The 19,387-nt window shown below is 73.7% G+C and carries 19 protein-coding genes; 10 read left to right on the top strand and 9 right to left on the bottom strand.

The features are described from left to right. Window positions 1–38: 38 nt before the first annotated feature. On the bottom strand, window positions 39–989 hold the full coding sequence (gene pip / locus HD597_RS08930; protein WP_253741382.1) for a prolyl aminopeptidase: 951 nt from the start codon (window positions 987–989) through the stop codon (window positions 39–41). A 732-nt stretch (window positions 990–1,721) separates the two neighbouring features. Here pip and HD597_RS08925 point away from each other — a divergent pair. The 3 genes from HD597_RS08925 (at window position 1,722) to HD597_RS08915 (ending at window position 5,364) form a co-directional block, all read left to right on the top strand. Then, complete coding sequence (locus tag HD597_RS08925; protein WP_253741380.1) at window positions 1,722–2,552, top strand: helix-turn-helix transcriptional regulator; 831 nt, start codon at window positions 1,722–1,724, stop codon at window positions 2,550–2,552. Window positions 2,553–2,563: 11 nt separating this feature from the next. Then, on the top strand, window positions 2,564–3,889 hold the full coding sequence (nuoH, locus tag HD597_RS08920; protein ID WP_253741378.1) for an NADH-quinone oxidoreductase subunit NuoH: 1,326 nt from the start codon (window positions 2,564–2,566) through the stop codon (window positions 3,887–3,889). Window positions 3,890–3,951: 62 nt separating this feature from the next. Next, a complete protein-coding gene (locus HD597_RS08915; RefSeq protein WP_253741376.1) occupies window positions 3,952–5,364 on the top strand; it encodes a glycerophosphodiester phosphodiesterase family protein in 1,413 nt (470 codons plus the stop codon). 7 nt (window positions 5,365–5,371) lie between these two features. Here the strand turns inward: HD597_RS08915 and HD597_RS08910 are convergent, their stop codons facing one another. Beyond that, window positions 5,372–6,121, bottom strand: coding sequence for an HAD family hydrolase (locus tag HD597_RS08910; RefSeq protein WP_253741374.1), 750 nt, complete (start codon window positions 6,119–6,121; stop codon window positions 5,372–5,374). Continuing rightward, on the bottom strand, window positions 6,118–6,897 hold the full coding sequence (locus HD597_RS08905; protein WP_253741372.1) for a GntR family transcriptional regulator: 780 nt from the start codon (window positions 6,895–6,897) through the stop codon (window positions 6,118–6,120). The genes HD597_RS08910 and HD597_RS08905 overlap by 4 nt, the downstream gene beginning before the upstream one ends. 155 nt (window positions 6,898–7,052) lie before the next feature. Between HD597_RS08905 and HD597_RS08900 the strand changes: the two genes are divergently transcribed. From HD597_RS08900 to HD597_RS08880, 5 genes are read left to right on the top strand one after another with little or no spacing between them, the layout of a single operon-like run. After that, window positions 7,053–8,186: a TIGR03364 family FAD-dependent oxidoreductase gene (locus HD597_RS08900; RefSeq protein ID WP_253741370.1), complete on the top strand. Its 1,134-nt coding sequence runs from the start codon at window positions 7,053–7,055 to the stop codon at window positions 8,184–8,186. A gap of 38 nt (window positions 8,187–8,224) precedes the next feature. Beyond that, on the top strand, window positions 8,225–9,127 hold the full coding sequence (locus HD597_RS08895; RefSeq protein WP_253741368.1) for a phosphate/phosphite/phosphonate ABC transporter substrate-binding protein: 903 nt from the start codon (window positions 8,225–8,227) through the stop codon (window positions 9,125–9,127). Continuing rightward, window positions 9,124–9,981 (top strand): phosphonate ABC transporter ATP-binding protein, encoded by an 858-nt coding sequence (locus HD597_RS08890; RefSeq protein WP_253741366.1) that lies wholly within the window; start codon window positions 9,124–9,126, stop codon window positions 9,979–9,981. Before HD597_RS08895 ends, HD597_RS08890 begins: the two co-directional genes overlap by 4 nt. Next, complete coding sequence (phnE, locus tag HD597_RS08885) at window positions 9,978–10,808, top strand: phosphonate ABC transporter, permease protein PhnE (protein ID WP_253741365.1); 831 nt, start codon at window positions 9,978–9,980, stop codon at window positions 10,806–10,808. Before HD597_RS08890 ends, phnE begins: the two co-directional genes overlap by 4 nt. Window positions 10,809–10,820: 12 nt before the next feature. After that, on the top strand, window positions 10,821–11,024 hold the full coding sequence (locus HD597_RS08880) for a hypothetical protein (protein ID WP_253741364.1): 204 nt from the start codon (window positions 10,821–10,823) through the stop codon (window positions 11,022–11,024). Window positions 11,025–11,040: 16 nt separating this feature from the next. Here HD597_RS08880 and HD597_RS08875 read toward each other — a convergent pair whose 3' ends face one another. Then, window positions 11,041–11,625, bottom strand: a complete 585-nt coding sequence (locus tag HD597_RS08875; protein WP_253741362.1) for a short chain dehydrogenase — start codon at window positions 11,623–11,625, stop codon at window positions 11,041–11,043. A gap of 136 nt (window positions 11,626–11,761) precedes the next feature. Between HD597_RS08875 and HD597_RS08870 the strand changes: the two genes are divergently transcribed. Then, on the top strand, window positions 11,762–12,631 hold the full coding sequence (locus HD597_RS08870) for a helix-turn-helix transcriptional regulator (RefSeq protein WP_253741361.1): 870 nt from the start codon (window positions 11,762–11,764) through the stop codon (window positions 12,629–12,631). A 29-nt stretch (window positions 12,632–12,660) separates the two neighbouring features. Here HD597_RS08870 and HD597_RS08865 read toward each other — a convergent pair whose 3' ends face one another. From HD597_RS08865 to HD597_RS08845, 5 genes are all read right to left on the bottom strand, one after another. Continuing rightward, window positions 12,661–13,467 (bottom strand): ABC transporter ATP-binding protein, encoded by an 807-nt coding sequence (locus tag HD597_RS08865; RefSeq protein ID WP_253759288.1) that lies wholly within the window; start codon window positions 13,465–13,467, stop codon window positions 12,661–12,663. A gap of 17 nt (window positions 13,468–13,484) precedes the next feature. After that, window positions 13,485–14,264 (bottom strand): ABC transporter permease, encoded by a 780-nt coding sequence (locus HD597_RS08860; RefSeq protein WP_253741359.1) that lies wholly within the window; start codon window positions 14,262–14,264, stop codon window positions 13,485–13,487. Then, window positions 14,261–15,031 (bottom strand): ABC transporter permease, encoded by a 771-nt coding sequence (locus HD597_RS08855; RefSeq protein WP_253741357.1) that lies wholly within the window; start codon window positions 15,029–15,031, stop codon window positions 14,261–14,263. The genes HD597_RS08860 and HD597_RS08855 overlap by 4 nt, the downstream gene beginning before the upstream one ends. After that, entirely contained in the window at window positions 15,028–15,990 is a 963-nt protein-coding gene (locus HD597_RS08850; protein WP_253741355.1) for an ABC transporter substrate-binding protein, read from the bottom strand. The genes HD597_RS08855 and HD597_RS08850 overlap by 4 nt, the downstream gene beginning before the upstream one ends. A gap of 81 nt (window positions 15,991–16,071) precedes the next feature. After that, on the bottom strand, window positions 16,072–16,368 hold the full coding sequence (locus HD597_RS08845) for a hypothetical protein (protein WP_253741353.1): 297 nt from the start codon (window positions 16,366–16,368) through the stop codon (window positions 16,072–16,074). Between HD597_RS08845 and HD597_RS08840 the strand changes: the two genes are divergently transcribed. Beyond that, on the top strand, window positions 16,355–19,255 hold the full coding sequence (locus tag HD597_RS08840) for a DUF7824 domain-containing protein (protein WP_253741352.1): 2,901 nt from the start codon (window positions 16,355–16,357) through the stop codon (window positions 19,253–19,255). The genes HD597_RS08845 and HD597_RS08840 overlap by 14 nt on opposite strands. The last annotated feature ends 132 nt before the right edge of the window (window positions 19,256–19,387 follow it).

Below are 19,387 nucleotides of genomic sequence, written 5' to 3'. Positions count from 1 at the left end.
GGGGTCTCTCCGGTGCGGGCCCGTGCGGATGCCCGCGGTCAGGGCCGGAAGCGGTCGGTGGCCTGGATCAGCAGGCTGCGGATGCCCGGCTCGGAGCCGCCGTGCCCGGCGTCCTCGACGATCCGCAGCTCCGCCTCCGGCCAGGCCTGGTGCAGCGCCCACGCCTGGCCGGGCGGCGTCTTGATGTCGTAGCGGCCGTTGACGATGACCGCCGGGATGTGGCGGATGCGGTCGATGCCCGCCAGAAGGCCCTCCTCCGGCAGGAAGCACCCGTTCGCGATGTAGTGGTGTGTGATACGGGCGAAGGCCACCAGCGCGGCGTCGTCGAGGCCGGGCGGCGCCACCGGCAGCAGCGTGTTCGCGGACAGCTCCCACCCCATCCAGGCCCGGGCCGCGGGCACGTGCACGGCCGGATCGGGGTCGCCGATGCGCCGGCCGTAGGCGGCGACGAGGTCGTGGCGCTCGTCACCGGGGATCGGGGCGACGAAGGCCGCCCACTCGGCCGGGAACAGGTGCGCCGCCCCCGACGGCGTGAAGGACCACGCCTCGTCCCCCGGACGGACGAGCCACACCCCGCGCAGCACGAGCTCGGTGACGCGGTCCGGGTGGGCCTGCGCGTACGCCAGCCCGAGGGTCGTGCCCCAGCTCCCGCCGAAGACCAGCCAGCGCTCGACGCCGAGCCGCTCGCGCAGCCGTTCGATGTCGGCGACCAGGTGGGGTGTGGTGTTGTGCCGCAGCGAGACCGACGGGTCGCCGGCGCCGGGCCGGCTGCGGCCGCAGTTGCGCTGGTCGAACAGCACGATGCGGTACGCGTCCGGGTCGAAGAAGCGCCGGTGGTCGGGAAGCAGGCCGCCGCCGGGGCCGCCGTGCAGGAACAGCGCGGGCTTGCCCGCCGGGTTGCCGCAGGTCTCCCAGTAGATCTCGGCTCCGTCGCCGACGGGGAGCATGCCGCTGTCGTACGGCTCTGCCTTCGGATACCAGTCGATCACGCTGTCCGAAGATAGCTCCTGCCGGGCACGCCTGCCCATCAGGGGGCGGCGGCTCCGCGCATGAAGGGCCGCCGGTCACCGGCACGCGACGCTCTCGCGCACGATCGGCCGCCCGCCCGTGACGGCGGTTCCCGGCGGTCCCGCGGGGTGGCCGCACCCCGGACGCCGGTGACCGGCTCGCGATCGGTCTCGCGCGAGGCCGGGTTCCCGGCGCCCGGGATGGCCGTGTCGGTTCCCGCGGCGGCCGACCCGGAGTCTCCCGCGTACGCGTGCCTGGCCGGACGATCGCCGGCGTGACGCCGGTCCAGGAGCGTGGCGGCGTCGCCACGTCCGGGAAGGTCGGCATCGACACTCTCGTCCACCGGCTCCGCGCCGCGGTTCCGCGAGCACGGCTCTGTGCTCTGCCCGCTGGAGCTCGCCGGCGTCCGGGCCCGCGTACCGGGGCTGGGGATCAGGAGTTGCAGCCGCAGCTACAGCTGCTGGAGCATGAGCAGGAGGATCCGTGTCCGCACGAGCAGGATTTCTTCGTCTTTGCCGTCATACCGGATACGTTGCACGGAACGACGTCCCCTGAACTCGCCGCGAAGCAACAAACACCCCGCGCGCGCGGCAGGGAGATGCGGTCTAGCCGCCTGCCCTCCGATGTGGCCCTCCGATGTGGCCCTCCGATGTGGCCCTCCGATGTGGCCCGCGCACGCGGACCGCACAATTGGCCGCAGGATGGGTGGTGTGATGTCGATCCATTCGCTGCCCGGGGAACCGCGGCCCGGGCCGTACCGGTCCGTCGCCGTCGCGTCGGGGCCGCGCCTGCGCCCCTACGTGCTGGGCTGGGCGGGCTTCCGGGCCGGACCGGGGGGATCGGAGCCGCCCACCAGGATGCTGCCGCTCAACGCGGCCACCCTGATCGTCGACTTCGCCGGCGCGGGCCCGATCCTCACCGGCCCCCGGAGCGCCGTGACGCTCTCGCCCCGTGCTGTCTGGCGTCACGGGGTGGCGGTGGGGCTCACCCCTGCCGGGATGTCGGCGCTGCTCGGGACGCCCATGTGCGAGGTGGCCGGCGCGGCCGTCCCCCTGGCGGATCTCCTCGGTGCCGCCCGCGCCGACGAGCTGACCGGCCGGTTGGCGGAGCAGCCGGGCTGGGCGGCGCGCTTCGGCGTGCTGGAGCGGTGGCTGACGGCGGCGCTGCGCCCCGCCGCCGCCGCGGGCTCCGACGGCCTGGTCATGCACGCCTGGCGACGGCTGCAGGAGCCGGACGGACGCGCGCAAGGGGCGGGCGGGCGGGTCACGGTCGAGGCGCTGGCCGGTGAGCTGGGCGTCAGCCGCCGTTACCTCGAGCTGGGATTCCGCCGGGCGGTGGGCCTGACGCCCAAGACGGTGGCCAGGGTCGCCCGCTTCCAGCGGGCGGTGCACGCGCTGAGCCGCCCCTCGGCCACGCTGGACCGGGCGGTCGCGTGCGGCTACGCCGACCAGTCGCACCTGGCGCGGGAGGTCCGCGCGATGGCGGGGATGACGCCGAAGCAGCTGTTCGCATTCGTTCAAGACACCGGGCGGCCCCCGCACTAGCGTGCCCGTTCATGACGCCCACCGGGACGACGGCGCTCGCGACAGGGGTTCTCGCGGCCGGCCCCACCCTCGCCGACTTCGGCCACGACCCCCTCTGGATCATCGTGGTCAAGGCCGTGATGCTGTTCGCCTTCCTGGGGCTCGGGGTCGTCTTCGGGGTCTGGTTCGAGCGCAAGCTCATCTCGCGGATGCAGCACCGCTACGGCCCCAACCGGGCGGGCAGGTTCGGCCTGCTGCAGTCGGTCGCCGACGCGATCAAGATGGGCCTGAAGGAGGACGTCTTCCCGCGGACCGTGGACAAGGTGCTCTACCTGCTCGCGCCGGTGATCATGGTGGTGCCGGCGTTCCTGGCCTTCTCGATCGTGCCGTTCGGGCCGGTGGTGAACCTGTTCGGGGTGGAGACGCCGCTGCAGCTGGTGGACCTGCCGGTGGCGGTGCTGTTCATGCTGGCCATGGGCGCGGTGTCGGTCTACGGCGTGGTGCTGGCCGGGTGGTCGTCGCGCTCGCCGTACGCGCTGCTGGGCGGGCTGCGCTCGGCGGCCCAGGTGGTCTCCTACGAGATCGCGATGGGCCTGTCGTTCGTGGCGATCTTCCTGTTCGCCGGGACGCTGTCCACCTCCGAGATCGTCAAGGCGCAGGAGCAGACCTGGTTCGCGGTGCTGCTGATCCCGTCCTTCCTGGTCTACGTGGTGTGCATGTTCGGTGAGGCCGCGCGCATCCCGTTCGACCTGCCGGAGGGTGAGGGCGAGCTGGTCGGCGGGTTCCAGACGGAGTACTCCTCGTCGCTGAAGTTCGCGCTCATCATGATGGGCGAGTACCTGCACACCTTCACCGCCTCGGGCATCGCGGTCACCCTGTTCCTGGGTGGCTGGCGGGCTCCGTTCCCGATCTCGTTGTGGGAGGGGGCCAACCAGGGCTGGTGGCCGGTGCTGTGGTTCTTCATCAAGTTCGTGCTGACGTTCTGCTTCATCGTGTGGGTGCGCGCGTCGCTGCCGCGGGTGCGCTACGACCAGCTGATGTCGCTGGGCTGGAAGGTGCTGATCCCGGTCAACCTGGCCTGGATCCTGCTGGTGGCCGCGGTGCGCAACGTCGTGGTCAACCCCGAGAACCGGACGATCGGCATCGGGCTGGGCGTGGTCATCGTGATCGCCGCGCTGGCCATCTGGATGCGGTTCGACACCGTGAACCAGCGGCGCAAGGAGGCCAGGAAGGCACAGGTGGACGCCGAGTTCGCGCAACTGTCCGAGGAGCCGGCGGCCGGTGGCTTCCCTGTGCCGCCGCTCGACCTGCCGCACTACCACGGGGTGGTGTCCCGCCCTTCACAAGATCACCGGTGATTGCGCGAGCGTCTGCTGTCCGTTCATCCGGGCGACATATCCCCCTTAAAGGGTTTATGTCCATGATTCGGAAGTTCCGCCGTAGCCTGACCGCCACGGGCCTGGCCACCCTGGCGACCGCCGTGACCCTCACCTCGCTCCCCCCGGCCACCGCGGCCGCCGCCACCCCTGACAGGTTCGGCCGCATCCACGCGCAGCTGCTCAAGCACGGCCCCGGGGCGCCGCTCATGATCGCCGCCCACCGCGGGCAGTGGCGCGACGCCCCGGAGAACTCCCTGGCCGCGATCGGCGCCGCCGTCGCGGACGGCGCCGAGATCGTCGAGATCGACGTGCGGCCCACCAAGGACGGCCACCTCGTGCTCATGCACGACGAGACCGTCGACCGCACCACCGACGGCACCGGCCGGGTCGCCGACCTGACCCTCGCCCAGATCAGGGCGCTCCACCTCAGGCAGGGCCTGGGCGGCAGGCAGGCCGCGGTCACCGAGCACACCGTGCCGACGTTCGAGGAGGCGATGCGCGCCGTCAAGGGCCGCGCGCTGGTCAACCTGGACAAGGGCTGGCCCGTCAGGGAGCAGATGTACGAGGTGCTGAGGAGCACCGGCACCGTGGACCACGGCCTGTTCAAGGGCGCACCCACGGTCGAGGAGGCCGCCGCCTTCATGGCCGGGGACCCGGAGATCCTCTACATGCACATCATCGACGACGCCACCGCCGGCGCCGTCGGCACGTTCCCCGGCCGCCAGCCCGTGGCGTACGAGGTCGTCTTCGACAAGCCCGAGGACCCGCAGGTCGCGCCGGCGACGCTGGAGAAGATCGCGCAGCACAGCCGGGTCTGGATCAACAGCATGTGGTACGGCCTGGCCGCCAGGCACACCGACGAGGCGTCCCTGCGCGACGAGAACCTCGGCTGGCGCGCGCTCGCCGGGACGTACGGCGCGAACATGATCCAGACCGACAACGTCGAGGCGCTCGACTACTGGCGCGACGGCGGCGACCTGGCGCGCTACGGCCGTCAGCCGGGCCACCGCACCGTCCGCGTCGAGGGCGAGGACTACGCGCCGGGCGGCGAGGGCGTCGGCTACCACGACCTCGACCCGAACCGCTGCACCGTGGCCCGCCCCGAGGAGGGCGTGGACATCTGCGACCTCGACGGCGCGATCGCGGTGAACTGGATCCGCGGCGGCGAGTGGCTGAAGTACCGCTTCGAGGTGAAGAAGGCGGGCCTGTACCAGGTCTCGGCCCGCGTCTCCTCGCCGTACTCCCCGGCCGGCACCGTCGTGCTCGACTGGGGGTCGGGCACCGGCACGGCCGCCCCGATCGCGAACACCACCAGCCACGACGCCCTGACGCTCCAGCCCCTGGAGCGCCGCCGCCTGGCCAGGGGCACGCACGAGCTGGTGCTGCGCATGCCGCAGGACGCGTACCAGAACTTCAACCTCGACTACCTGCAGCTCGACCTGATCGGCCGCTGAGGCCGGTTCAGCGCAGGCGGAGCAGGCCGGGGATGCTCGCCACGCCCGGCAGCAGGTGGGTGTGGCGGACGGCGCCGAGGGTGGCGGCGTCCTGGCTGCCCGTGAGCACCCCGGCCACGATGCGGGCGCCGGCGTTGGTGCCGGCCTCCAGGTCGCGTACGGTGTCGCCGGCGGTCAGGACGCGGCCCACGTCGCTCACGCCGGTCGCCTCCATCGCCCGGAAGATCATGTACGGCGCCGGCCGGCCCGCCCTGACGTCGTCCACGCACACCACCGCGTCCAGGACGCCGTGCTCCCAGCCGATCGCCGCCAGCAGCGCCGTGGTCACCTCGCGGTCGAACCCGGTGGTCAGCGCCACCTTGACGCCCGCGGCCCGCAGCTCGGCGATCGCCTCGGGCACCCCGGGCAGCGGCGCGGGCGGCCGGGCGGCGTAGGCCGCGCCCAGCCGGGCGCGGAAGTCCGCGAACGCGGCGTCCACGACCTCCTCGGACGGCCGCCCGTCCGGCGCCCCGGCCCGCGAGCCGCCCGCCGGCTCGGCCCGCGGGCCGCCGCTCGGCGGCTCGGCCCCCTGGCCGCCCGGCGCGCCGGTCAGCAGCGCGGTGATCGCCTCGCGCTTGTCGGCGCCCATCCAGCGCCTGATGTCGGCGGCGGACGGGGCGCCGCCCGCGGCCCGTACGGCCTCCTCCAGGGCGAGGTAGACGGCGCCGTGCTCTTCCACGGTGGTGCCGGCGATGTCCAGGACCGCCAGTTCGATCACGGCGTTTCTCCTTGCGGGGCTCGGGCGGGAAGCAGGTCGCTGGGGCTGCGCAGCAGCGCCGGGCGGGCCTGCTGCGAGTTGTCGATGGTGAACGAGACCAGGTCGGGCCGGTAGCGGTCGTCGGAGAACTCGACGGGCTCGCCGGAGGCGGAGGAGGTCTGGCGGCGCTCGCGCAGCAGGGGCGCGCCGCGCGGGATGCCGAGGAGCCCGGCGTCGGTCTCGTCGGCGCCGACCGCGTCGATGGTGTGACGGGCCCGGCTCAGGTCCACGCCGCACGAGCTCAGGTGGGCGAAGACCGACCCGGAGTCGCAGTCGAAGTCGAACAGCAGCCGCCCGACGGGCCAGACGAACGTGGTGCGCTCCACCATGGCGGGCAGGTCGTCCATCAGCCGCAGCCGCAACATCTGCACGACGGGCTCGCCCTCCTCCAGGCCGAGCGCGTCGCACGCCTCGGGGGTGGCCGGGCGGCGGGCGATCTCGAGCGTGCGCTGCCCCGGCGTGCGGCCCATCAGCTCCACCCACCGCGAGAACGACAGGAAGGTCTCGAACGGCTGCGACATGCTCTGGCTGCGGACCACCGGCGGCTTGCCGCGACCGCCGCCGATGAGGCCCTCGGCGCGCAGCGTGGCCAGCGCCTGGCGGATCGGGCCCCGCGAGATGCCCCACTGCTCGCACAGGTGCGACTCCGAGGGGACGGCGGAGCCCACCGGCAGCTCGCCGGTGCTGATGCGGCGGCGCAGATCCGACGCGACGCGTTCGTGGAGAGGTGCGTCCATGGCACTTGACCATACAGGAGCTCGGACATTCGCCGGAAGTCTCGCCATCCATATAAAACCATGCTCACCTGCATAAATGACATGAAGGCAAACGCAAGGTGACATGTCCGCTGGGGGATTGACGTCGCCGGACCGCGAGCGGCAGCGTACTTATCATGACAAGTCATCTGCCGTGGGACACGTCTCTCGACGCGGCCGATCTCGTGGTCGTCGGCGCGGGCATCGTGGGGCTGGCCCACGCCGTGGACGCCGTGGCCCGCGGCCTGTCCGTCGTGGTCGTCGAGCGGGACGAGCGCGCCGTCGGCGCCTCCGTGCGCAACTTCGGGCACGGCTGCTTCACCGCCCAGCACGGCCAGGCCCTGCGGTACGCGATGGCCGCCAGGACCGCCTGGCTGCGCCTGGCCGGGGAGGCCGGGTTCCGGCTCGACGAGAGCGGCACCGTGGTGGTCGCCCGCGCCGACGACGAGTACGCGGTGCTGCGCGAGTTCGCCGCCGCCCGCGACGGCCAGGCCGTGCTGCTCGACGCCCGCCGCGTGGCCGAACGGGTGCCGGTCGGCCCCGGCGTGGTCGGCGGCGCCTGGCTGCCGCTGGACGTGCGCGTGGACCCGCGCCAGGCCGTGCACGCCATCGCCGCCTGGCTGGCCGGCCAGGGCGTGCGCTTCCACTGGGCCACTTCCGCGCACCTCGTCGAGCCCGGCCTGGTGACCACCAGCCGGGGCCGGATCAGGGCCCGGCACGTCGTCATCGCCGTCGGCCATGACGTCGACCGGCACTTCCCCGGCCTGGCCGAGCGCGCCGGGCTGCGCCGCTGCGTGCTGCGCATGCTGCGCGTGGCCGACCCGCACGGCCGCCGCGTCGAGCCGGCGGTGCTGTCCGGCTTCTCGCTCCTGCGCTACGGCGGCTTCGCGGCCTGCCCGACGCGGCCCGCCCTGCGCGCCCGCCTGGAGAGCGAGCACCCGGAGCTGACCGGCATCGGCCTGAACCTCATGTTCACCCAGCGCCCCGGCGGCGACCTCACCATCGGCGACACCCACGCCTACGCCGTCACGCCCGAGCCGTTCGGCGACGACGACCTCGACCGGCACATCCTGGCCGAGAGCGCCCGCCTGCTGGGCGCAGAGCGGCTGTCGGTGCGCGAGCGGTGGCGCGGCGTCTACGCCTCGGCGCCCGACCCGTTCCTGATCGCCGCCCCCATGCCCGGCGTGCGCGTCGTGTCGGTCACCTCCGGCATCGGCATGACCACCGCCCTGGGCCTGGCCCCCGAGGTCCTCGACGACCTGCTGGCCTGACCACCCCCGCGAACCCCCTCCGAGGAGAACACCCACCCATGCGTGCACGACCTGCCCTGGCCGCCCTGGCCGTGCTCCCCGCCCTGCTGCTGACCGGCTGCGGCGGCGACACCGCCGCGACCGGCTCCGCCACCTGCCCGAACGGGAAGATCCGCTTCGGCGTCGAGCCGTACGAGGACCCCGCCAAGCTCAAGCCGGCCTACGAGACCCTGGCCGCCGCGCTGCAGAAGAGCCTGAACTGCCCGGTCGAGCTGAAGATCGTCGAGGACTACTCGGCCGAGGTGCTGGCCATGCGCAACGGCCAGCTCGAAATGGCCCAGTTCGGCCCGCTCGGCTACGTCTTCGCCAGCACCAGGGCCGACGCCCGGCCCGTCGCCTCCTTCGCCGACGCCAAGGGCGCCCTGACCACCTACACCGCCGGCATCTGGGTGCCCGCCGACTCGCCGATCACCTCCGTCAAGGACCTGAAGGGCAGGTCGCTGGCGCTGTCCAGCCCCGGCTCGACCTCGGGCGACGCCCTGCCCCGCTACGCGCTGAAGACGCAGGGCCTGGCCGAGTCCGACGTGCGGATCGACTACGCGGGCGGTCACCCCGAGGCGCTGCTCGCGCTGGCCAACGGCAAGGTGGAAGCCGCCGAGATCAACAGCCAGCAGCTCGCCATCGCCAAGGCCGAGGGCGGCTTCGACCCGGCCGCGTACCGTCGGATCTGGACCTCCGACCCCGTCCCGAACGACCCGATCACCGTGCACGGCAAGCTCGACCCGGCCCTGCGCCAGGCGATCACCTCGGCGCTGCTGGAGCTCGGCCCTCAGGACGTCGCCAAGGTCGGCGCGTTCCTCGACGTCGACCCGCCCGGGCCGCTCGTGGCGGTGGGCAAGGAGACGTACCAGCCGCTGTTCGACCTGGCCGCCGCGCTCGGCCTGACGGAGAAGGACGTATGACGACGACCTCGCCGCAGGCGGTGGCCGTCTCCGCGGCGCCCGCGCTGGCCGTGCGCGGGCTGCGCAAGTCCTTCTCGGGCAGGACCGTCCTGGACGGCCTGGACCTGAGCCTGGCGCGCGGCGAGTTCCTCGCCCTGCTCGGCGCGAACGGCAGCGGCAAGTCCACGGCGCTGCGCTGCGTCGTCGGCCTGGAGAGCCCCGACGCGGGCGAGATCCTGGTCCGCGGCCGGCCCGCCGACACGGCGCCGCTGCGCCGCCGCATGGCGATGATCTTCCAGCAGATCCACCTCGTGCACCGCCGCACCGCGCTGGACAACGTCTGCGCCGGAGCTCTCGGACGGCTGCCGCTGCACCGCTCGCTCGCCCCGATCCTGTTCCCGCGGGAGCTGCGCGAGGAGGCCATGCTCTGCCTGGACCGGGTCGGGATGGCGGACCGGGCCGCCGAGCCGGCCGGACGGCTGTCGGGCGGCCAGCGCCAGCGGGTCGCCATCGCGCGTGCCCTGTGCCAGCGGGCGGAGATCATCCTGGCCGACGAGCCGGTCTCCGCCCTCGACCCGGCCGCGGCCGAGCAGGTCGTCGCCCTCCTGGCCGACCTGGCCCACGAGCAGGGCCTGGCCGTGGCCGCCGTCCTCCACCAGCCGGACCTGGCCCGCCGCCACGCCGACCGGGTGGCCGGCCTGCTGCACGGCCGGGCCACGCTCGACACCCCGGCCGCCACGCTCACCGCCGCCGACCTCGCCACCCTGTACGCCCCGGACCGCGACCGCGACGGCCACGCCGACGCCGACGCCGACGACCACGACCGCCACGCGTACACCCCTGATCTCCGCCACGCCGACCGGGAGCCCCGATGAGCACCCCCGCGGGCACGATCCCCCCGGACACCCGCCTCACCCCGCCCCGCCGACGGCCCGTCACCACGGCCACCGCCACCATCACCGTGGCCGTCGTGATCGCCCACGTGCTGGCCTGGAACGGCACCGAGTTCTCCCCCGCCGCCCTCGTGCAGGGCTGGCGCGGCATGGCGGACTTCGCCGGCCAGTCCCTGCCGCCGGACCTGTCGTGGGACGGGGTGCTGCTGCCCGGCCTGCGGGCGGCGCTGGTCACGCTGGGCATCGGCCTGCTGGGCACCACGTTCTCGGTGCCGTTCGCGCTCGTGCTCGCCCTGCTGGCCGCGCGCACGACGGCGCCGGGCCGCTGGGCCTACCAGGCGGCCCGCTCGCTGCTGTCGTTCCTGCGCGCCGTGCCCGACGTGGTCTTCGCGCTGGTCTTCGTCACCGCCGTGGGCCTCGGCCCGTTCGCCGGCGTGCTGGCTCTGATCTTCCACAACACGGGGGTGATGGGGAAGCTGTGGGCCGAGGCGATGGAGGAGACCGACCTCGGCCCGCGTGACGCGCTGCGCGTCGGCGGAGCGTCGGGCGTCCAGGCCGCCGCGCACGCCGTGCTGCCCGCGGTGATCCCGCAGTTCGTCGGGCTGCTGCTCTACCGCTTCGACGTGAACGTGCGCTCGTCGCTGGTGCTCGGCCTCGTGGGAGCCGGCGGCATCGGCTTCCTGGTCAACCAGTCGATCAAACTGTTCCGGTTCGACGAGATGGTCACGCACCTGGCGATCGTCATGGTGCTCGTGGTGGCCGTGGACCAGCTCTCGGCGTACGTGCGCCGCCGCATCGGCGGCCGGTGACGGAAGACGATCGTGGCGGCGCCGGGTTCGCGTGAAGAGCTGACCGCCGTCAGTCGAGACGACGACCTGGCGCCCGATCACCTCGCCCCGGCCCAGCGCGTCGAGATCGCCGTTGATGTCGTCGAGGCTCACCGGAGTGACGGTGTGCTTGATCCGGCCCTGGCCTGCCGTCGGCGGCGGGCCTGGAGCCTCGCCCACCGCCACCTGTTCGAGTGACGTTCCCGCCGGTGGGTCAGGCGAGCAGGGTGGCGCCGTGCGCGCGGCCCTCCACGGCCTGCGCGTAGACGCGGGCGACGTCGGCCGCCGGGGTGCCGCCCGCGGGGTCCAGGCCGAGGGCGAGGAGGGTTTCGCGGACCCAGCCGGGGCTGACGGTGTTCAGCCGGACGCCGCGGGGCAGCTCGATCGCGGCGGCCCGGACGAACGCCTCCAGGCCCGCGTTGACCAGGTGGCCGAGGGAGCTGCCCGGGATCGGCTCGGCGAAGCGCCCGCTGGTGATCGTGACGGAGCCGCCGTCGCGGACGTGGGCGAGAGCCTTGCGGACCAGGTTCACCTGCCCGACGAGCTTGCCCTGGAGCCCGTGCCAGTAGTCCGCGTCCGACGGCGTGTCCAGCGGGCTCAGGGCGCCGCTCGCCGCGCAGCACACCACCGCGTCCACCGGGCCGGTCGCGGCGAACAGGGCGTCGATGGAGGCGGCGTCGCCCAGGTCCGCGCGCACCGGGCCGCGGCGTGAGACGCGCACCACGTCGTGGCGTGTCTCCAGCGCCCGCGCGACCGCGCTGCCGATGGTCCCCGTCGCACCGATCACGATGACTTCCACGCCGGTCTTCCGTTCCGTGTCGAAGAAGGTCCGGAGGACAGAGTGCGACGGGGGGCGGGCCTCAGCCAGCCATCCACTGTGACCACACCTGACAGGTGCAGGCTACGCGTGCCGCCGGCCCGCGATACTGGGCGGCATGGACGTACACGCCGAGCTGGGCGAGTTCCTGCGGTCGAGGCGGGCGCGGCTGCGGCCCGAGGACGCCGGGCTGCCCGCGTACGGCGGGCGGCGCCGGGTGCCCGGGCTGCGGCGGGAGGAGCTGGCCCAGCTCGCCGGCGTGAGCGCCGGCTACTACACCCGTCTCGAACAGGGCCAGAGCCCGAACGCCTCCGACGCGGTGCTCGACGCCGTCGCCCGCGTCCTGCGCCTGGACGAGGCCGAGCGGGTCCACCTGTACACGCTGGCCCGGCCGAAGGCGCGCGCCCGCCGCCGGGTGGTCAGGCCCGAGCGGGTGCGCCCCGGCGTACGACTCATGATCGACTCGTTCGGCGACGTGCCCGCGCTGGTCATGGGCTGCTTCCTCGACGTGCTGGCGTGGAATCCGATGGCGCACGCGCTGCTGGCCGGGCACCTCGACTTCGGCGCGCCGGACCGGCCGGCCGACCGGCCCAACATCGCCCGGATGTTGTTCCTGGACCCGCACCTGCGCGAGCTGTACGGCGACTGGCCGCGCAAGGCCCGCTCCACCGTCGCGGACCTGCGGCTCATCGCCGGCCGCCATCCCGACGCCCCCGGCCTGACCGGGCTGGTGGGCGAGCTGACGGTGCGCAGCCCGGAGTTCGCGAAGCTGTGGGCGGCGCACACCGTCGGCGACTGCGGCGCCGAACCCCGCGCCTACCACCACCCGGTGGTGGGCACCATGGCGCTCCTCACCGAGTTCATGACCCTCCCGAACGACGAGGGGCAGCGCGTGGCCGTCTTCAACGCCGAGCCGGGCTCGCCGTCGCAGGCCGCGCTGCGGCTCCTCGCCGATCTGACGGTCGCCGGCGGGGCGCCGGCGACCTGATCTCCACCCGCCCGACGTGCGGGTGGAGGTCAGTGACCGGCCCCGGTGGGCGCCGGGGAAGCCGGGCGGTGGCCGCTCTTGGCCTGCTGCACCAGCTCGTACACCTGGCCCCTGAGCTGCGCGAAGCGCGGCAGCGAGCGGGTGGTGAGCTGGTCGCGCTCGTCCGGAAGGTCGATGGCGACCTCTTCGAGCACGACCGTCGGCGAGTCGGACAGGACGATGACGCGCTGCCCCAGGTACACGGACTCGTCGATGTCGTGGGTGACGAACAGCACCGTGACGCCGAGCCGCCGCCACAGGGAGCGGACGAGGTCCTCCAGGTCGGCGCGGGTCTGGGCGTCGACGGCGGCGAACGGCTCGTCCATCAGCAGCAGGTGCGGCTCGTACGCGACCGCGCGGGCGATCGCCACCCGCTGCTGCATGCCTCCCGACAACTGCCAGGGGTGGGCGTCCTGGGCCTCGGCCAGCCCGACGGCCTCCAACGCCTCCCGCACGAGCACCTGCCGCCGGGCCCTGGGGACCCGCTTCTCCTTGAGCGGCAGCTCGACGTTCTGCCGGACGGTCATCCAGGGGAACAGGCTGCGGCCGTACTCCTGGAAGACCACGGCCATGCCGGGCGGCGGGCCGGTGACGCGCTCGCCCTCCAGCACCACCGCGCCGCCGGTGCTGTCCAGCAGCCCGGCGATGCACTTCAGCAGCGTGGTCTTGCCGGCTCCCGAAGGCCCCACGATGCAGACCAGCTCGCCGGGCCCCACGGTGAAGGTCAGGTCGCGGACGGCCTCGACGCTGCGGCCCCGGCCCTGGTAGACCTTCCTCAGGCCGCGGACGTCCAGCATCGCCACGGAATCGGCGGTCATCTCGAGCCCTCTCGCTGTGCGGCGCGCAGACCGGTGTACCAGCTCAGCAGCCGGGCCTCCGCCAGCCGGAAGAGCATCGACAGGACGATGCCGATCAGGCCGAGCAGGATGATGCCGGTCCACATCTGCGGGATGGCGAAGCTGCGCTGGAACTGGATAATGGTGAAGCCCAGGCCGTTGCCGGCGGCGAACATCTCGCTGATCACCATCAGGATGATCCCGATGGACAGGGCCTGCCGCGCGCCCGCCGCGATCCGCGGGCCCGCTCCCGGCAGCACCAGGCGCAGCAGCCGCGACCGGCGGCGGAACCGGTAGCTTCGGGCGGTGTCGCGCAGCACCTCGTCCACCGCGCGCACTCCCTCCACGGTGTTCAGCAGCACCGGCCACACGCACCCGGAGACGATCACCAGGACCTTCATGCCGTTCCCGATGCCGGCGAACAACATCAGGATCGGCACCAGCACCGGCGACGGGATGGCCCTGAAGAACTCCAGGACCGGCTCCAGCAGGGCGCGCAGCGTGCGCGACGAGCCGATCGCGACGCCCAGCGCCACGCCGAGCAGCACGGCCGCCAGGTAGCCCGCCAGCAGCCTGGCCAGGCTGGGCAGCACGTCGGCGGTGAACCGGCCGGTGAGCCAGGTCTCGCCGAACGCGCCGGCGATCCGGGTCAGCGGCGGCCAGAAGAAGCTCGTGCTGCCCGCCGTCGCCGCCCACCACGTCACGATGAGCAGCAGCGGTACGGCCAGCACGAGCAGGGTCCTGCGAGCCGCGTTCACGGCGCCTCCAGACGGATCGAGGGATGCCAGCGCAGGGCCCGGCGCTCGGTGGCCCGCGCGACCACGTTGACCGCGACGCCGATCAGGCCGACCACGATGACCAGGGCGTACATCGAGGCCACCGCTCCGGACGTCTGCGACACCGCGATCTGCTTGCCGAGCCCGGGCGAGCCGATGATCAGCTCGCCGGTGATCTCCAGGACCAGCGCCACCGCCGCCCCCAGCCGGAACCCCGTCAGCACGTACGGCAGCGCGGTCGGCCACACCACCGTGCGCACCCGGGTCAACCGGCGGAACCGGTACGAGCGCGCGGTCTGCCTGGCCACGGGGTCCACGTCGCGCACCCCGTACAGGACCTGGACCAGCACCTGCCAGAACGAGGCGTACACCACGAGCAGGAGCGTCGAGCGCATGTCCGTGCCGAACAGCAGCACGGCCAGCGGGATCAGCGCCACCGACGGGATGGGCCGCAGGAACTCGATCGTCGAGTCGAGCGCCGCCCGCACCAGCGGGAGGCCGCCGATCACGATCCCCAGCACCACGCCCGCCGCCATCGCGATCGCCAGGCCGATCGCCCAGCCGCGCAGCGTCTCCAGCAGCGACTGCCAGAACTCCGCCGTCGCCGCCTGCTCCGCCAGGGCCGCGACCATGGCGCTGAACGGCGGCAGGTACCGCTCGTCCACCAGCCCTGCCCTGGGAGCCAGCTCCACCACCGCGACCAGCCCGGCCGCCCCGGTCACGCCCAGGAGCCAGGCGGGCGGCCTCATGGGCGCAGCCCCGCGAGGTCGGGAGCCTTGTCGATCAGGCCGTCCTGGAGGGCGAGCTCCGACAGCGTCTCCAGCGAGGCGCTGTCGACCTCCGCGGGGAATCTCGGCAGGGTCAGCGAGCCGGTGAGCGCCGGGTCGATCTTCGTGTACGTGCCGAGGACCTTGCGCACCGCGTCCGGGTTGTCCGTGGCGTACTGGAGCGACTTCCGCATCGCCGAGCTGAACCGCCTGACCAGGTCGGCCTTGGCGGCGGCGGTCTGCTGGGAGGTGAAGTAGCCGGCGATGGCCAGGCCGGGCGCGGTGTCGACGTAGTTCGAGGCGATCACGCGGTCGCCGTTCTTCCTGGCGGTCGCCAGGAACGGCTCGACGACCTGGACGGCGTCCACGTTCCCCTTGTCGAGGGCGGCGAGCATGTCGGGGAAGGCCAGCTCGGTGAAGCCGACGTTCTTCGCGTCGCCGCCGGCGGCCCGGATCGAGGCGCGTACGGTGGTGTCGTTGATGTTGTTCAGGGTGTTGACCGCGACGCGCTTGCCCGCGAGGTCCTTGGCGGTCTTGATCGGGCTGTCCGCCTTGACGACCACGCCGCCGAAGTCGGCGCCCTGGACGCCCGTGGATCCCGCGCCGGGGGCCACCACCTTGAGCGGCAGGCCCTTGGAAGCGGCGACGATCAGTGACGTGAAGTTGCTGAACCCGAAGTCCACCTGACCGCTGACGACGGCGGGCACGATGGCGGCGCCGCCCTGGGCGGTCACGAGCTCCAGCTTCAGGCCCTCCGCCGCGAAGAAGCCCTGCTGGTCGCCCAGGTAGACGGGGGCCACGTCGAGGATGGGGATGACGCTGACCTTCACCGGAGTGAGGCCGCCGGGCTGCGCGGACTCGCCGGCGGGGGGCTGGCCGGCGCAGGCGGTGAGCATCAAGGCGGACGCGGCGGCGGCCAGGGCTGCGCGGGGTCTGATCACGGAGTCTCTCCAGGGGGTGGATCGTCGATTATCGACGTGATGAGCGACGAGATTGTTGACAATATCGCCTACCATTCGAGGTCACAACCCGCCCGCGCCTTGGACGACCAGGAGTTCGGCACGATCATCCGCAAGATTGGCGACAATCCTGCGCGTCTTGCCTTTCCGAGCGCAGCGACCTGCGCGTGCCTCAGCCGGCGTCCTCCAGGCCGTCGGCGTGCGGCTTGCGGCGTCCTCCAGGCCGTCGGCGTGCGGCTTGCGGCGTGCGTCCTGCGGCGTGCGGCTTGCGGCCCCGGACACACACCTCACGCCCGGCGCGTCAGGCGGCGCGGTTCTGTCGGCGACGATCTCTATCGTCTGCGCCATGACGATGACCATGCCGGAGACCGGCGGCACGCGTGAGCGCGCGAGCGGGTGGGAGCGCGTCGCGGAGGCCGTGTACGCGGGTGACGCGTCCCGAGCGGCCGACGAGGTGCTGCGGCTCGACGCGGCCGGACGCCGTGAGGTGGCCCGCCGGCTGCCCGGCCGCATCGGCCCGGCCAGGGACGCCGCCCACGCCCGCTTCGACCGGCTGCAGGCCGAGGCCGCGACGGAGCTGGAACGGGCCCGCCAGCAGTTCGTCGAGGCGGCAACGGCCGGCGGCCTGTCCGAGGAGGAGGCTCACCACCGCTGGTGGACCACGGACACCGTCAACGGCGACGACGACCTCGACTGGCTGATGCGCGACAGCTGGATCGCGCCCATGCGGGTCGCGGGCGCGGGCACGCTGGGAGGCGCGGCGGCCGTCGCCACCTGGATCTTCCGCCGCGACTTCGCGGGCTGGAACGAGGACCTTCCCGTGACGCCGCTGCTGCGGGTCATCACCGCGCGCCCCGCCGAGTGGCAGGCCGACCTCGCTGTACGGGTGGCCCGCCGCCTGCGCGGCATCCGGCGGCAACAGAACGACGGCACCGTCGAGCTGGCACTGGAGCTGCTGCGCCGCACCGGAGTCACGCCTCCCGACCACGACCCCCTCGTGGTCGCCTGGGTGTCCACCACCCCCGACCTCGCCGCCGACCCGCTGGCGCGGCACCTCGTCCCCCGGCTCTTCGAGGCCGAAGGAGTGGGCCGGGCGCTGCGCGACGAACGGCTCGACCGCGACCCCGGAGGCCGCGGGCGGCGGTCCTGGCTGCACGCGCTGCGCGACCTGGCCGACGCCGGGCTGGTGGAGCGGGAGGCGCTGATCGACGGCTGCGTACGCCGCTTCCTGCGCGGCGGCAGCGCCGCCGACCTGCGCTTCTTCGTACGCCTGCACGACCTGCTCGCCCCCGGCCACAGCCCGGAACGCGTGCGTGACTACCTGCGGCTCCTGCCCTCCGCTCCGGGCCCGGTGGCCGAACTGGCCCTGCGACAGCTACACCCCCGCGCCGACGCCGCACCGAGCCGCCACAAGGCCGGCGGAGCGGGTGCCGGGATGAGCGGGGAGGAGGTCGGTGAGGCGGTGGCCGCGCTGCTGTTCCGCGCCGAGAGCAAGCTCGTGCGGGCCGGGCTCACCCTGCTCGACCAGGCGACCCGCGAGGCCGAGGGCGAGCTCGACCCGCTGGCGCCCGCCCTGGCCTCGGCGTTCCTGTGCGAGTCGTACGAGGTCAGGGAGCGGTCGGTGCGCCTGGCCGTCAAGTACGCGGGGCGGTTCACGCCGGCGGGGGCCGAGGCGGTGCGGGAGGCGGCGGGTGTCCTGCCTCCGGAGCTGGCGGCCCGACTGGCAGAGCCTTTCGGCGCAGCCCCGGCACCGGTTTTCGGGCCCGAGTGCGACGACTTCGAGGCCGTCCCGCTGCCGTCGTTCGAGGCGCCCGCCCGCGACCCGTTCCCCGCCGCCATCACGAACCTCGCGGAGACCTTCGACCAGTTGCATCACGAGTTCTCGTTCGAGCGATGGCTCGACGGCTTCGTCCGCGATCCGGAGGCGCGGAAGCACCCCGTCCGCACGACGAACCTGTACGTCCTGGACGAGTGGTCGAGCGTCAGCCACTGGACCGAGGCGCTGCTGCGCGAGTCCACCGAGCCCGGCCGGTCCGGCCCTGAGCACGAAGCCGGCCCACGGCATGGCATGCCGGCCGGCCCGCAGGAGGGCATGCCGACCATGCGGACGCCCGAGCAGCAACTGCCCGGCTGGCGGCTTCCTGACCAGGGGCGGGTCGCGCCGCCGCACTGGGCGATGCTCCTGCGCTGCGCCGAGCTCCTGGGCGCGGTGCGGTGGGGAACGCTGCCGCCGTACCTGCTGGCCACCCCCACCTCCGCCTCCTGCCACGTCGATCCCGCCGAGCTGGTCGCCAGGATCGAGGGGTACGAGCGCGCGGGCGTGCGCCACCTGCCCGCCGACCTGGAGCAGGCGCTGCTGCGGCTGCCGCGCGAGGTGGACCCCGAGGTGACGGCCCGTGCCGGGCGGCTGGCCCGTACCAGCGAGGCGGGCGCCGCGCTGGAGAGCTGGCTGAGGCGGCGGCCCGAGCCCGTGACGCGCGTGGAGTGGCCGCAGGCCGTCACCCGCTCCAGCGGGCTTGAGCCACAGGCCGAGGCGCGCTCCGGCAGGCCCGTGTCCTTACCGCGCGGGCGGGTCCTACTGGAGCCGACGGGGATGCCGCTGGTGGATGCGCTGATGTCCGACCCGCCGCCGCGCTCGGCCCTGGGCGCCGCGCCCGGCTGCAACCTGGACCTGTGGCGGCTGATGCTGCCCTCCGACCGGGAGGTGGCGGCCGTGCAGCTCCTCTCGCAGGTGTTCGACTACTGGCGCAGCCCCGGTCACCTGCACACGTACGTGACCCGGCTGTGCCACCAGGACGGGCCGGTGGGCGAGGGAACGGCGCTGGTGCTGGGCGCGCTGCTGGCCGAGCGCGGCTGGCACGCCGACCACTGCCATGAGCTGCTGCTGCGTGCGATCGCCACCGGGTACCTGCCCGCCGGGGAGTGCGGGAGGCAGCTCGGCCGGTGCCTGCGCGGGACCGGGATGGGCCTGAGCCGGGTGACCTCGGCGCTGGAGGACGCCGCGCGCGGCGGGGCGCACCGCGCGGTGTGGGAGATCATGCGGGGGCTGCTGCCGGTGTTCCTGCCGGCCGGGGAGGAGCGTGCGCACAGCGGGCACACGCGCGCCCTGGAGTTCGCCGCCGACGCCGCCCGCTGGGCGGGTGCGCGGGGCACGATCCCGGAGGTCGCCGCGATCGCCGCACGCAAGGGATCGAGCGGCCTCGTCCGCGCGGCCCGCCGCCTCCACGAGCACCTCGACCGGGCATGACCGCCCCGCCTCGCCAACACACCAGCTCCGTCGCCTTCTGACCCGCGGCCGCTTCCCCTGAGCGGCCACGGCACCAGCCCCGGTCCGCGAACGACCCGAACCAGCGCGGCGAGTCGAGCACGGACGAGCCGC

The organism is Nonomuraea thailandensis (assembly GCF_024172165.1).
Lineage (GTDB): Bacteria > Actinomycetota > Actinomycetes > Streptosporangiales > Streptosporangiaceae > Nonomuraea > Nonomuraea thailandensis.
Note: the sequence above shows the minus strand (reverse complement) of the source record. Positions and strands in the feature narration are given on the sequence as shown.